Raw genomic sequence first — 13980 nt, forward strand, 5'->3', positions numbered from 1 at the left:
CGTGTTTGCCTATATCGTCAAGCGCATTCTCCTGATGCTGCCCACGCTGTTCGGCGTGCTGCTGATCACCTTCATCGTGACCCAGTTCGTGCCGGGAGGGCCGGTGGAGCAGTACATCGCCGAAGCCCGGCGGGTGCAGGGCGGCGGGGACACCTCGGCCTACCGGGGCGGGCAGGGCGTCGATCCGCGCAAGATCGAGCAGATCAAGAAACTCTACGGTTTCGACAAGCCGCCGATCGAGCGCTTCGGCCAGATGCTGGGCCAGTACGCGCGCTTCGACCTGGGCTACAGCTTCTTCCAGAACAAGCCGGTCGGCCAGCTGATCGTCGAGAAACTGCCGGTGTCCATCAGCCTGGGCCTGTGGACTTTCTTCATCAGCTACCTGATCGCGGTGCCGCTGGGGGTGGCCAAGGCGGTGAGGGCGGGATCGCGATTCGATTTCATCAGCACCATCCTCGTGCTGTTCGGCTACGCCATTCCCGGCTTCGTGCTGGGTGTGGCCCTGCTGGTGGTCTTCGGTGGCCAACTGCAGTGGTTCCCGCTGCGCGGCCTGACTTCGGTCAACTGGGACGAGCTGGGTTGGGGCGCGCGCATCGCCGATTACCTGTGGCACATCACCTTGCCGGTCACCGCCATGGTGCTGGGCAGCTTCGCGGTCACGACCATGCTGACCAAGAACTCCTTCCTCGAGGAGATCCGCAAGCAATACGTACTGACCGCGCGGGCCAAGGGTCTGAGCGAGGGCCGCGTGCTCTGGAAGCACATCTTCCGCAATGCCCTGATCCCCATCCTCACCGGCTTCCCGGCAGCCTTCATCGGCGCTTTCTTCACGGGGGCGCTGCTGATCGAAACCCTGTTCTCGCTGGATGGCCTGGGGCTGCTCAGCTACGAAAGCATCATCCGCCGCGATTACCCGGTCGTTTTGGGGTCGCTCTATGTGTTCACGCTCATCGGACTCATCACCAAGCTGGTGAGCGACCTGAGCTATGTCTGGGCCGATCCCCGTGTCAAATTCGATTGAGGCCACCTTGAAGGCACCGGCTCCGGCACCGGCACCGGCGGCGGCGCCCGTGCCGCCCGCTTCGCAGAGCCCGGCGGCACGGGCCTGGCGACGCTTCCGGCGCAACCGCCTCGGCTTCGTCAGCCTGGTGCTCTTCAGCCTGCTGGTCGTCCTCAGCCTGTTCGCCGAGCTGATCTCGAACGACCAGCCGCTGCTCGTGCGCTACCAGGGCAAGTTCTTTTTCCCGATGGCGCAGGCGTACTCGGAACAGGATTTCGGCGGCGACTTTCCCACACCGGCGGATTACCTCGATCCGGACCTGCGCAAGCGGCTCACGAGCAATGGCAATTGGGTGATCCACACGCTCAACCCGTATGGGCCCAACACCCTGGCCTACCACTCGAGCTACCCGTTTCCCAGCGCGCCCTCGAGGGAGAACCTGCTGGGCACCGACGAACGCGGGCGCGACATGCTGGCCCAGCTGCTCTATGGCTTTCGCCTCAGCGTGCTGTTCGGCCTGGTGCTCACCGCCATCGGCGTGGTGATCGGCGTGATCACCGGCGCCATCCAGGGCTTTTTCGGCGGCCGCACCGACCTGGCCTTCCAGCGCATCATAGAAATCTGGAACTCGATGCCCGAGCTGTACCTGCTCATCATCTTCAGTTCCATCTTTGCGCCCAGCGTTGCCCTGCTGGTGATCTTGCTGAGCCTGTTCGGCTGGATCGGGCTGTCCGACTACGTCCGCGCCGAGTTCCTGCGCAACCGGCAGATGGACTATGTGAAGGCGGCCCGGGCCTTGGGCGTGGGCAATGGCCACATCATGTGGCGCCACATCCTGCCCAACAGCATGACGCCGGTCGTCACCTTCCTGCCGTTCCGCATGAGCGCCGCCATCCTGGCGTTGACCTCGCTGGACTTCCTGGGACTGGGCGTGCCGCCGGGCACGCCGTCCCTGGGCGAACTGCTGAGCCAAGGCAAGCAGAACATCGACGCCTGGTGGATCTCGATCGAGACCTTTGCGGTGCTGGTGATCACGCTGCTGCTCCTGACCTTCATGGGGGACGCCCTGCGCGACGCCCTGGACCCGCGCAAGGCCGACCTATGACCCCATTGCTCGCGGTGCGCGACCTGCGCGTGACATTCGGCGCCGACGAGGTCGTCCACGGCATCGATTTTTCGATCGCGCCGGGCGAGAAGCTGGCGCTGGTCGGGGAATCGGGGTCGGGCAAGACCGTCAGCGCGCTCAGCCTGCTGGGCCTGGTCCAGAACGCGCGCGTCAGCGGTTCGGCCAGGTTCGCCGCCGATGCCGCCCAGCCGCCGCGCGAACTGCTGCAGTTGCCCGAGCGGGAACTGCTGGCCCTGCGCGGCCGGGAGATCGCGATGATCTTCCAGGAGCCCATGACGGCCCTCAACCCCCTTTACACCGTGGGCGACCAGATCGCCGAGGTGCTGCAGCTGAAGGACGGGCTGACCGCGCGCGAAGCCTGGGACGGCGCCGTCGAAGCCTTGCGCGCCACCGGCATCCCGCAGCCCGAGCAGCGGGCCGGCGCTTATCCGCACCAGCTCTCGGGCGGGCAGCGCCAGCGTGCCATGATCGCCATGGCCCTGTGCGGGCGGCCGCGCCTGCTGCTGGCCGACGAACCCACCACGGCGCTGGACGTGACGTTGCGCGGCCAGATCCTCGACCTGCTGGCCCAGGTGCAGCAGCACAACGGCATGTCACTGCTGCTGATCACCCATGACCTGAACCTGGTGCGCAAGTTCGCCGACCGGGTGGCCGTCATGGAGAACGGTTACCTGGTGGAGCAGGGCACGGTGGCCGAGATATTTTCCAACCCCCGTCATCCCTACACCCGGAAGCTCATCGACAGCCGGCCGGCGCGCGATGTCGCCGAGCGCGGTCCGCAAGGCGAGCCCGTCATGCAGGCCAAGGCCATGGAAGTCAGCTATCCAATGGCACTGCCCGGCTTCAAGGGCTGGTTCCGGCGCGGGAAATTCACCGCGGTGAAGAACGCCGCCTTCCAGGTGCTGGCCGGCCGCACCCTGGGCGTGGTGGGGGAGTCGGGGTCGGGCAAATCCACGCTGGCGCTGGCTGCGCTGGGCCTGATCCCGCACCAGGGCGAACTCGAGGTGGTGGGCCGGCGCTGGGGCCCCGATGCGGCGTCCAACAAGGCGATCCGCCGGCTGGTGCAGGTGGTGTTCCAGGACCCTTTCTCCTCGCTCTCGCCGCGCATGACGGTGGAAGAGATCGTGGGCGAGGGCCTGCTGGTGCACGAACCGGCGCTGGACGCCGCTGCCCGGCGCCAGCGCGTGCTGCAGGCCTTGGCCGACGTGGGCTTGGCCGAGACGCAGTTTCCCAACCTGCTGAACCGCTACCCGCATGAGTTTTCCGGCGGGCAGCGCCAGCGGCTGGCGATCGCGCGGGCGCTCATCGTCGGGCCGCAGCTGCTGATCCTGGATGAGCCAACCAGCGCCCTGGATGTGACCATCCAGAAACAAGTCTTGAAACTGCTGCAACGGCTCCAACGTGAGAAGGACCTGAGCTACCTGCTGATCACCCACGACGTGGACGTGATCCGGGCCATGGCCCACGACGTGGTCGTGATGAAGGATGGCGAGATCCTGGAGGCCGGTCCGGTGCACCAGGTGCTAGACGCGCCCCACCATGGCTATACCCGCACCCTGGTGGCCGCCGCCGGCTGAGTCATCAGTGCACCAGGCCTGGGGGCGTTGCGAACAAAGGCGTTAGGCGATACAATCGCTCCTTCACCCAAACGGGCGGAAGTATCCGCCCGTTTTTTTTGGCTGGCCGCTTTTTCATTGGGACGGCGCGGATAGAGCGTGGCATTGCAGGACATCGTCGAGCAGACCGTGACCGGACTCGGTTACGAATTGGTGGAGATCGAACGCTCCGCCGGTGGGTTGCTGCGCGTGACGATCGACCTGCCCTGGTCGCCCGGGCACGAGCAGTTCGTCAACGTCGAGGACTGCGAGAAGGTGACCCGGCAGTTGCAGTACACGCTGGAAGTCGAAGGCGCGGACTACAAGCGGCTGGAAGTGTCGTCGCCGGGGCTCGACCGGCCGTTGCGGACGGAGAAGGATTTCGAGCGCTTCGCAGGCGAGATGGTGGACATCACCCTCAAGGCGCCGCTGGGCGCCGCGGCCGGCGGGCAGGTGCCGGCCAACCGCAAGAAGTTCCGCGGCACGCTGGAGCGCGTGCAGGCGGGCGGATGGCAGGTGGTGTGGAGCGACGAGCCGCCGGCCAAGCCCGGCCAAAGGGTAAGCAAGAAGAAAGAGCCGGCCCCGCTGCAGGCACTGGGATTTTCGCTGGACGAGCTGAAGGAAGCGCGGCTGGCGTCGATTGTTGATTTCAAGGGCCGCAAGACCCGTGCGCAAGGAGAGTAGTGACATGAACCGCGAACTGTTGATGCTGGTGGAAGCCATCTCGCGCGAGAAGAACGTCGAGCGCGACGTCGTGTTCGGGGCCGTGGAATCTGCCCTCGCGCAGGCAACCAAGAAGCTGTACGCAGGCGAGGTGGACATCCGCGTGGCCATCGACCGCGACAGCGGCAACTACGAGACCTTCCGCCGCTGGCTGGTGGTGCCCGACGATGCCGGCCTGCAGAACCCCGACGCCGAAGAGCTGCTGATGGACGCGCGCGAGCGCATCGCCGATGTGGAAGAGGGCGAGTACATCGAGGAAACCGTGGAATCGGTGCCGATCGGCCGCATCGGCGCCATGGCGGCCAAGCAGGTGATCCTGCAGAAGATCCGCGACGCCGAGCGCGAGATGCTGCTGAACGACTTCATGTCGCGCGGCGACAAGATCTTCGTGGGCACCGTCAAACGCATGGACAAGGGCGACATCATCGTCGAGAGCGGCCGCGTCGAAGGGCGCCTGCGCCGCGGCGAGATGATCCCCAAGGAGAACTTGCGCAACGGCGACCGCGTGCGCGCCATGATCATGGAGGTGGACCTGACGCTGCGCGGCGCGCCCATCATCCTGTCGCGCGCGGCGCCCGAGTTCATGATCGAGCTGTTCCGCCAGGAAGTTCCCGAGATCGAGCAGGGCCTGTTGGAGATCAAGAGCTGTGCCCGCGACCCCGGCAGTCGCGCCAAGATCGCGGTGCTGTCGCATGACAAGCGCGTCGACCCGATCGGCACCTGCGTTGGCGTGCGCGGCACCCGCGTGAATGCGGTCACCAACGAGCTGGCCGGCGAGCGTGTGGACATCGTGCTGTGGAGCGAGGACCCGGCCCAGTTCGTGATCGGCGCGCTGGCGCCCGCCAACGTGAGCTCCATCGTGGTCGACGAAGAGAAGCACGCGATGGACGTGGTGGTGGACGAGGAGAACCTCGCCATCGCGATCGGCCGCGGTGGCCAAAACGTGCGGCTGGCCAGCGAGCTGACGGGCTGGAAGATCAACATCATGGACGCCAACGAATCGGCCCAGAAGCAGGCCGAGGAGAGCAGCACCATCCGCACCCTGTTCATGGAAAAGCTCGATGTCGACGAGGAGATCGCCGACATCCTGATTTCCGAAGGCTTCACCAGCCTGGAAGAAGTGGCCTACGTGCCGATCCAGGAAATGCTGGAGATCGAATCCTTCGACGAAGACACCGTGAACGAGCTGCGTGCCCGCGCCAAGGACGCCTTGCTGACCATGGAAATCGCCCGCGAGGAAAGCGTGGAAGAAGTCTCGCAGGACCTGCGCGATCTCGACGGGCTCAATCCGCAGCTGATTGCCAAGCTGGCCGAGGCCGGCGTGCACACCCGCGACGACCTGGCCGACCTGGCCGTCGATGAATTGACCGCTATCACGGGCCAGTCTGCGGACGAGGCCAAGACCCTGATCATGAAGGCGCGCGAGCACTGGTTCACCAGCGCCGCTGCCCATGAGTGATGGGAGGCAACAGAACACATGTCCAGTACCACCGTCGCCGAGTTCGCAGCAGAACTCAAGAAATCGCCCGACACCCTGCTTGAACAGCTTCGCAGCGCCGGCGTGGCCAAGTCCGCGCCTGGAGACGCCCTGAGCGAAAGCGACAAGCAGAAGCTCCTTGGCTATTTGCAGGCCAGCCACGGCACGGCCGCGCCTGAGCGCAAGAAGATCACGCTGGTCAAGAAATCCACCAGCGAGATCAAGCAGGCCGACTCCACCGGCCGCGCACGCACCATCCAGGTCGAAGTGCGCAAGAAGCGCACCTTCGTCAAGCGCGAGGAGGGCGGGGACACCGCCGTCGTCGAAGCGCCCGAATCCGAGGTGCAGGCGCCCGCCGAGGCGCGCACGGACAATGCCGAACTGGTCCGCCGGGAGGAAGAAGCGCGCCGCCAGGCCGAGCTGATCCGTCGCCAGGAGGAAGACCTGGCCGAGAAGCGCCGCCAGCGCGAGGAAGCCGAGCGCCGCGAGCGCGAAGCCGCCGAGCGCGCGGCTGCCTACGCGGCCACCCAGGAGCAGAAGAAGGCGCAGGAGCAGAACGAGCGCGCTGCCGCCACCAAGGAAGCCGAGGAAGCTGCAGCCGCCCGTGCAGCCGCGGCCGCCGAGGCGCGCGCGCAGGCCGAGTCCGAATCCAAGGCCCGCGCCGCCGAGGAGGCCGCCCGAGCGGCCGATCTGAGCGAGCGCCGCCGCAAGGCCGAGGCCGAGGCCGCCGCCATCCGCTCGATGATGTCCATGCCCAAGAAGGTGCTGGTCGCCAAGAAGCCGGAGGAGCCCAAGCCCGCTGCCAAGACCGCCGCCGACGCCGCCAAGCCCGCTGCCAAGGGCACGCTGCACAAGCCGGCCGTTGGCGCGCGTGCAGGAGCAGGCGCCGGCGCAGCCGCGCCCGCACCGGCTGCGCCCGGCGGCAAGGAAGTCAAGTCGGCCAAGCTGTCTTCCAGCTGGGCGGACCCGGCGAAGAAAAAGGCCATCCCCACCCGTGGCGATACCACCGGTGGCGTCGGCCGCAATGCCTGGCGCGGTGGTCCGCGCGGACGTCGTGGCAACGACCGCGACAGCCGTTCCGACGTGGCTCCGGCCGCACAAGTGGAGCAGCGCGTGATCGAAGTGCACGTGCCTGAAACCATCACGGTTGCGGAACTCGCGCACAAGATGTCGGTCAAGGCCTCCGAACTGATCAAGGCGCTGATGAAGATGGGCCAGATGGTCACCATCAACCAGCCGCTGGACCAGGACACGGCCATGATCGTGGTCGAGGAGATGGGCCACAAGGCGCTGACGGCCGAGCTGGACGATCCCGAGGCCTTCACCGAAGAAGAAGTGTCGCAGTCGCAAGCCGAGGCCCTGCCGCGCGCGCCGGTCGTGACCGTCATGGGTCACGTCGACCATGGCAAGACCTCGCTGCTGGACTACATCCGCCGCGCCAAGGTGGCGGCGGGCGAAGCCGGCGGCATCACGCAGCACATCGGCGCCTACCACGTCGAAACGCCGCGCGGCGTCATCTCGTTCCTGGACACCCCGGGCCACGAGGCGTTCACCGCCATGCGCGCCCGCGGCGCGCAGGCTACGGATATCGTGATCCTGGTGGTGGCAGCCGACGACGGCGTCATGCCGCAGACCAAGGAAGCCGTGAAGCACGCCAAGGCGGCCGGTGTTCCCATCGTGGTGGCGGTCAACAAGATCGACAAGCCCGATGCCAATCCGGAGCGCGTCAAGCAGGAGTTGGTCGTCGAGGAAGTGGTGCCGGAAGAGTACGGCGGCGATTCGCCCTTTGTGTCGGTGTCCGCCAAGACCGGCGAAGGCATCGACAACCTGCTGGAGCAAGTCCTGCTTCAGGCCGAAGTGCTGGAACTGAAGGCACCGGTGGACGCGATGGCCAAGGGCCTCGTGATCGAAGCGCAGCTCGACAAGGGCCGTGGCCCGGTCGCCACGGTACTGGTGCAGTCCGGCACGCTCAAGACCGGTGACGTGGTGCTTGCGGGCCAGACCTACGGTCGCGTGCGAGCGATGCTCGACGAGAACGCCAAGTCGACCAAGGCCGCGGGCCCCTCGATCCCGGTGGAAATCCAGGGCCTGACGGAAGTCCCGCAGGCCGGCGACGAGTTCATGGTGCTGTCCGACGAACGCCGGGCGCGCGAGATCGCGACCTACCGTGCCGGCAAGTTCCGCAACACCAAGCTGGCCAAGCAGCAGGCCGCCAAGCTGGAGAACATGTTCTCGGACATGACCGCCGGCGAGGTGAAGTCGCTGCCCATCATCATCAAGGCCGACGTCCAGGGTTCGCAGGAAGCACTGTCGCAGTCGCTGCAGAAGCTCTCGACCGAGGAGGTCAAGGTGCAGATGGTGTACGCCGGTGTCGGCGGCATCAGCGAGTCGGACGTCAACCTTGCGATCGCTTCCAAGGCGGTGATCGTGGGCTTCAACGTGCGCGCCGATTCCGGCGCCCGCAAGCTGGCCGAAGGCAACGGCATCGACATCCGCTACTACAACATCATCTACGACGCCGTGGATGAACTGAAGTCCGCGATGTCGGGCATGCTGGCTCCCGAGAAGAGGGAAGAGGTCATCGGCGCGGCCGAGATCCGCACGGTATTCGTGGCGTCCAAGATCGGTACGGTGGCCGGCTGCATGGTCACCTCCGGCGTGGTCACGCGCAATGCCCACTTCCGCCTGCTGCGCGACCACGTGGTGATCTACACGGGCGAGCTCGAGTCGCTCAAGCGCCTGAAGGACGACGTGCGCGAAGTCAAGGAAGGCTTCGAGTGCGGTATCAAGCTGAAGAACTACAACGACATCAAGGAAGGCGACCAGCTCGAATTCTTCGAGGTCAAGGAAATCGCCCGTACGCTGTAACGACGGATCACGGGGCGCGTGCACCCACGCGCCCCGTCCATCGACGATGAAGAAGTCGACCAAACCGAACCGGGCGTTCCAGATCGCCGACCAGATCCAGCGCGACCTGGCCATGCTGATCCGCGAGATCAAGGATCCGCGGCTGGGCATGGTGACGCTGAGCGCGGTGGAGGTCACGCCCGACTACGCGCACGCCAAGGTGTTCTTCAGCGTGCTGGTGGGCGATCCGCAGGAATGCGAGGAGGCGCTCAACCACGCGGCGGGCTTCCTGCGCAACGGGCTCTTCAAGCGCCTGCATATCCATACCGTGCCCACGCTGCACTTCCAGTTCGACCGCACCACCGAGCGTGCGGCCGACATGAACGCCTTGATCGCCAAGGCCGTCTCTTCCCGCGCGAAAGAGGACTGAGCATGGACGCGCCACGCACGAGGGTGCAGCGGCGCCCCGTGCATGGGGTATTGCTGCTCGACAAACCGCTGGGACTGTCCAGCAACCAGGCCTTGCAGAAGTGCAAGTGGCTCCTGCGCGCCGACAAGGCGGGCCATACCGGCACGCTCGATCCGCTGGCCACCGGCGTGCTGCCGCTTTGCTTCGGCGCCGCGACCAAGTTCGGCCAGATGCAGCTCGAAGCGGACAAGACCTACGAAGCCACGATCCGCCTGGGCGTCAAAACGGCCACCGGGGATGCCGAAGGCGAAGTGGTCGCCGAACGGCCGGTGCCCGACATCGCGGTCCATCAGCTGGCCGACATCACCCAGCGGTTCACCGGGCCGATCCGGCAAGTGCCGCCCATGCACAGCGCCTTGAAGAAGGACGGCAAGGCCCTGTACGAATATGCGCGCGCCGGCCAGGAGGTCGAACGCGAGGCGCGCGATGTCACGGTCCGGTCCTTGTCGCTGTCGGCGATCGACGACCAGCACCTGAAGCTCGTGGCCCAGGTGACCAAGGGAACCTACATCCGCACACTGGGCGAGGACATCGCCGAGGCCCTGGGATGCGGCGGCCACCTCACATCCCTGCGCCGCATCGCCAGCGGCCAGTTCCGCGCGGACCAATGCGTGACCCTGCCGGCGCTCGAAGCCATGGCGGAGGACGCACGCCTTGGCGCGCTGCTCCCTGTGGACGCGCTGTTGGCCGGCCACACCCCTGTCACGCTCGACGCCGACAATGCGGGCCGGTTCCTGTCCGGCTTGCGCCGCCGCGGCGACTGGCCCGACGGGGAACACATTGCCGTGTATGGCCGCGATCCGCGCGCGCTGCTCGGCACCGCGCACGCGAAAGGCGGCGAACTGATCCCGGGGCGGCTGCTCGCCCCCACCGAAATCCAGCAAATACTGCAGACCGCATCATGAGCAACAAGCAAATCCGCAACATCGCCATCATCGCCCACGTCGACCACGGCAAGACCACCATGGTCGACCAGCTGCTGCGCCAGTCCGGCACCTTCGCCGAGCACGAGAAGGTGGTCGACACGGTGATGGACAGCAACGCCATCGAGCGCGAGCGCGGCATCACCATCCTGGCGAAGAACTGCGCCGTGAGCTGGAAGGGCACGCACATCAACATCGTCGACACCCCCGGCCACGCCGATTTCGGCGGCGAGGTGGAGCGCGCGCTGTCGATGGTCGACGGCGTGGTGCTGCTCATCGACGCGCAGGAAGGCCCCATGCCGCAGACCCGCTTCGTGACCAAGAAAGCGCTGGCCCTCGGGCTGCGCCCCATCCTGGTGGTGAACAAGGTCGACAAGCCGGGCGCACGCTGCGACTACGTCGTGAACGCCGCATTCGACCTGTTCGACAAGCTGGGCGCCACCGACGAGCAGCTGGACTTCCCCGTGGTCTACGCCTCGGGCATCAACGGCTGGAGTTCGCTGGAAGAAGGCGGGCAGGGCGAACAGTGGGGTCCCGACATGTCGGCTCTGTTCGAGACCATCCTCAAGCACGTGCCGCCGCACGAGGGCGACCCGGCGGCGCCGCTGCAGCTGCAGATTTCGGCGCTCGACTTCTCGTCCTTCGTTGGCCGCATCGGCGTGGGCCGCGTCAACGCCGGTACCCTCAAGCCGAGCATGGACGTGCTCGTGATGGAAGGGACGGAAGGCAAGTCCCTGAAGGGGCGCATCAACCAGGTGCTGACCTTCCAGGGCCTGGACCGCGTCCAGACGACCGAGGCCGGCCCGGGCGACATCGTCCTGATCAACGGCATCGACGAGATCGGCATCGGCGTCACGGTGACCGATCCGCTGAATCCGGCGCCGCTGCCCATGCTGAAGGTCGACGAGCCGACGCTGACGATGAACTTCTGCGTCAACACCAGCCCGCTGGCCGGCCGCGAGGGCAAGTACGTGACCAGCCGCCAGATCTGGGACCGGCTGCAGAAGGAACTGCAGTCCAACGTGGCGCTGCGTGTGAGCGAGACCAGCGAAGAAGGTGTTTTCGAAGTGATGGGCCGGGGCGAACTGCACCTGACCATCCTGGTGGAAAACATGCGGCGCGAAGGCTACGAGCTGGCCGTGTCCAAGCCGCGCGTGGTCTTCAAGGACGTGGACGGCGAGCGCCACGAGCCGATCGAGCTGGTCACCGTGGATATCGAAGAACAGCACCAGGGCGGCGTCATGCAGGCCCTGGGCGAGCGCAAGGGCGACCTCGTGAACATGGAGCCGGACGGCCGTGGCCGTGTGCGCCTCGAGTACCGCATCCCGGCCCGCGGCCTGATCGGATTCACGAACGAATTCCTGAACCTGACGCGCGGCTCCGGCCTCATCTCCAACATCTTCGACCGCTACGAGGCCCACAAGGGCGAGATCGGCGGACGCAAGAATGGCGTGCTGATCTCCATGGACGACGGCGAGATCTTCAACTATGCCCTCGGCAAGCTGGACGACCGCGGCCGCATGTTTGTGCGCGCGAACGATCCGGTGTACGAAGGCATGATCGTGGGCATCCACAGCCGCGACAACGACCTGGTGGTCAACGCCACGCGCACCAAGCAGCTCACCAACTTCCGCGTCAGCGGCAAGGAAGACGCGATCAAGATCACGCCGCCGATCCAGCTCACGCTGGAGTACGGTGTCGAGTTCATCGAAGACGACGAACTGGTCGAGATCACGCCCAAGAGCATCCGGCTGCGCAAGCGCTTCCTGAAGGAGCACGAGCGCAAACGCGCGCTGCGCGAGGCCGCCTGATCCCGGAGGCGGGATGTCGTCACGCTTCGATTCGCCGGCGGCGTCGCGGGCCGGTCGCGCGTCGCTGAGCCACGGCCAGGCCGTGGCGCTCATGGTCGCCGTGACCCTGATGTGGTCCATCGCCGGGGTGGTCACGCGCCACCTGGAGCACGCGCGCAGCTTTGAAGTGACCTTCTGGCGCAGCTTCTTCACGGCGCTGTCGCTGCTGGCCATCCTGCCGGCCGTCCAGGGCCGCGCGGTCTTCCGCAAGGTCATCCGGGGCGGCACCCCCTTCTGGATTTCCGGCCTGTGCTGGGCCTGCATGTTCACCGCCTTCATGGTGGCGCTGACGCTGACGAGCGTTGCCAACGTGCTGGTGACCATGGCGGCCGGGCCGCTGCTGACCGCGGTGATCGCGCGGATTTTCATCGGCCATCGCATCGCCGCCCGCACGGCGGTGGCCATCGCGGCGGCCGGATGCGGGATCGCCTACATGTACGGCAACCAGCTGGCCGAAGGGGGCCTGACCGGCAGCCTGGTGGCGATGCTGGTGCCGCTGGCCAGCGCGGTGAACTGGACGCTGACCCAGCATTCGCACGCGCAGGGCCACGACATCGACCTGGTGCCGGCGGTGCTGGTGGGCGCCGTGATCTCCTCGCTGGCCTCGCTGCCGCTGGCCATGCCGTTCGAGGCGTCGGCCCATGACCTGGGGCTGCTGGCCTTGCTGGGGCTGGTGCAGCTGGCGATTCCCTGCAGCCTGGCCGTCCTTTGCGCCCGCGTGCTGAAGGCGCCCGAAATCGCCTTGCTGGCCCTGCTTGAAGTGATCTTCGGCATCGTGCTGGCCTGGTGGGGTGCGGGCGAGGCGCCGACCGGCACCGTGCTGGTGGGTGGTGTGCTGGTGATCGGGGCGCTGGTGTTCAACGAATTGATGGGATGGAAAAGAAATCCATGAGTGATGTCATCGCGGAAGTCCGGGGTCGCGCCGGGCTGCTCACGCTCAATCGGCCCAAGGCGCTCAACGCGCTGACGCTGGGCATGATCCGCGAACTGGCCCAGGCGCTGCGGACCTGGCGCGACGACGACCGGGTCGAGTTCGTGGCGATCCGCGGCCAGGGGCGTGAGGGCCGGTTCGGTGCTTTCAGCGCGGGCGGCGATCTCCGCTTCTTCCATCAGGCGGTGCTGGCCGGCAACCCGGAGCTGGAGGATTTCTTCACCGAGGAATACGCGCTCAACCACCTGGTCCACACCTTCCCCAAGCCTTACGCCGTGTTCATGGACGGCATCGTGATGGGCGGGGGCATGGGCATTTCCGGCCACGGTCGCACCGGCGCCACGATGCGCATCGCGACGGAGCGTACGAAGATGGCGATGCCCGAGACCAACATCGGTCTGTTCCCCGACGTGGGTGGCGGCTGGTTCCTGGCACGCTGTCCGGGCCATCTCGGCGAGTACCTCGCACTGACGGGGCATGTCATCGGCGGTTCGGATGCCGTGGCCGCCGGGTTGGCGGATGCGGTGGTGCCGTCCACGGGACTGCCGGCCCTGTGGGATGCCATCGCCGAAGGCGCGTCGGCGCCGGACTGGCCGCGGGCGCCCCAGGAGGAGAGCCCGCTGCGCTCGCACCAGGCCGCCATCGATCGCTTCTTTGCGCTGCCCACAGTCTCTGACATCGTCGCGGCCCTGGAATCCGAGGGCAGCGAATTTGCGCGCGAGACCGCCGCGCTGCTGCGCAAGCGCTCGCCGCTGATGCTGCACGTGACGCTGGAGCACCTGCGGCGGGCCCGCAGCATGACACTGGCGGACGACCTGCGCATGGAGCGCGACATCGTGCGCCGCTGCTTCCACCTGCGGCCTGGCGCCGCCAGCGAGACCTTCGAAGGCATCCGGGCGCTCGTGGTGGACAAGGACCACAGCCCGCGCTGGAATCCCGTGCGCATCGAGGAGGTCACGCCCGCGATGGTCGAGCCCTTCTTCGACAGCCCCTGGCCGGCCCACGCGCACCCGCTGCGCGACCTGATTTAGGATTTGCC

General features: G+C 66.7%; 11 protein-coding genes. All 11 read left to right on the top strand.

Annotated features, from left to right (window positions below):
• Position 1: 1 nt before the first annotated feature.
• The 11 genes from UC35_RS21840 to UC35_RS21890 all read left to right on the top strand — a co-directional run bounded on the left by UC35_RS21840 (position 2) and on the right by UC35_RS21890 (position 13972).
• Positions 2-1021, top strand: coding sequence for a microcin C ABC transporter permease YejB (locus tag UC35_RS21840; RefSeq protein WP_061503408.1), 1020 nt, complete (start codon positions 2-4; stop codon positions 1019-1021).
• Positions 987-2105, top strand: a complete 1119-nt coding sequence (locus UC35_RS21845) for an ABC transporter permease (protein ID WP_061503409.1) — start codon at positions 987-989, stop codon at positions 2103-2105. Before UC35_RS21840 ends, UC35_RS21845 begins: the two co-directional genes overlap by 35 nt.
• Positions 2102-3703, top strand: a complete 1602-nt coding sequence (locus UC35_RS21850) for an ABC transporter ATP-binding protein (RefSeq protein ID WP_061503410.1) — start codon at positions 2102-2104, stop codon at positions 3701-3703. The genes UC35_RS21845 and UC35_RS21850 overlap by 4 nt, the downstream gene beginning before the upstream one ends.
• 138 nt (positions 3704-3841) lie before the next feature.
• A complete protein-coding gene (rimP, locus tag UC35_RS21855) occupies positions 3842-4405 on the top strand; it encodes a ribosome maturation factor RimP (protein ID WP_061503411.1) in 564 nt (187 codons plus the stop codon).
• A gap of 4 nt (positions 4406-4409) precedes the next feature.
• Positions 4410-5903: a transcription termination factor NusA gene (gene nusA / locus UC35_RS21860; protein WP_061503412.1), complete on the top strand. Its 1494-nt coding sequence runs from the start codon at positions 4410-4412 to the stop codon at positions 5901-5903.
• 18 nt (positions 5904-5921) lie between these two features.
• Complete coding sequence (infB, locus tag UC35_RS21865) at positions 5922-8789, top strand: translation initiation factor IF-2 (RefSeq protein WP_061503413.1); 2868 nt, start codon at positions 5922-5924, stop codon at positions 8787-8789.
• 46 nt (positions 8790-8835) lie between these two features.
• The gene (gene rbfA / locus UC35_RS21870; RefSeq protein WP_061503414.1) at positions 8836-9198 is read left to right on the top strand and encodes a 30S ribosome-binding factor RbfA; all 363 of its coding nucleotides are present in this window, start codon (positions 8836-8838) and stop codon (positions 9196-9198) included.
• A 2-nt stretch (positions 9199-9200) separates the two neighbouring features.
• Positions 9201-10142: a tRNA pseudouridine(55) synthase TruB gene (gene truB, locus UC35_RS21875; RefSeq protein WP_061503415.1), complete on the top strand. Its 942-nt coding sequence runs from the start codon at positions 9201-9203 to the stop codon at positions 10140-10142.
• On the top strand, positions 10139-11971 hold the full coding sequence (typA, locus tag UC35_RS21880) for a translational GTPase TypA (RefSeq protein ID WP_061503416.1): 1833 nt from the start codon (positions 10139-10141) through the stop codon (positions 11969-11971). The genes truB and typA overlap by 4 nt, the downstream gene beginning before the upstream one ends.
• 13 nt (positions 11972-11984) lie before the next feature.
• The gene (locus UC35_RS21885; RefSeq protein WP_061503417.1) at positions 11985-12902 is read left to right on the top strand and encodes a DMT family transporter; all 918 of its coding nucleotides are present in this window, start codon (positions 11985-11987) and stop codon (positions 12900-12902) included.
• The gene (locus UC35_RS21890; protein WP_061503418.1) at positions 12899-13972 is read left to right on the top strand and encodes an enoyl-CoA hydratase/isomerase family protein; all 1074 of its coding nucleotides are present in this window, start codon (positions 12899-12901) and stop codon (positions 13970-13972) included. The genes UC35_RS21885 and UC35_RS21890 overlap by 4 nt, the downstream gene beginning before the upstream one ends.
• Positions 13973-13980: the final 8 nt, after the last annotated feature.

This window comes from Ramlibacter tataouinensis (assembly GCF_001580455.1).
GTDB classification, from domain to species: domain Bacteria; phylum Pseudomonadota; class Gammaproteobacteria; order Burkholderiales; family Burkholderiaceae_C; genus Ramlibacter; species Ramlibacter tataouinensis_B.

Coding starts and splice junctions, on each gene's coding strand:
- UC35_RS21845 (WP_061503409.1), top strand. CDS start 987: ATGTCTGGGCCGATCCCCGTGTCAAATTCGATTGAGGCCACCTTGAAG.
- UC35_RS21850 (WP_061503410.1), top strand. CDS start 2,102: ATGACCCCATTGCTCGCGGTGCGCGACCTGCGCGTGACATTCGGCGCC.
- nusA (WP_061503412.1), top strand. CDS start 4,410: ATGAACCGCGAACTGTTGATGCTGGTGGAAGCCATCTCGCGCGAGAAG.
- infB (WP_061503413.1), top strand. CDS start 5,922: ATGTCCAGTACCACCGTCGCCGAGTTCGCAGCAGAACTCAAGAAATCG.
- rbfA (WP_061503414.1), top strand. CDS start 8,836: ATGAAGAAGTCGACCAAACCGAACCGGGCGTTCCAGATCGCCGACCAG.
- truB (WP_061503415.1), top strand. CDS start 9,201: ATGGACGCGCCACGCACGAGGGTGCAGCGGCGCCCCGTGCATGGGGTA.
- typA (WP_061503416.1), top strand. CDS start 10,139: ATGAGCAACAAGCAAATCCGCAACATCGCCATCATCGCCCACGTCGAC.
- UC35_RS21885 (WP_061503417.1), top strand. CDS start 11,985: ATGTCGTCACGCTTCGATTCGCCGGCGGCGTCGCGGGCCGGTCGCGCG.
- UC35_RS21890 (WP_061503418.1), top strand. CDS start 12,899: ATGAGTGATGTCATCGCGGAAGTCCGGGGTCGCGCCGGGCTGCTCACG.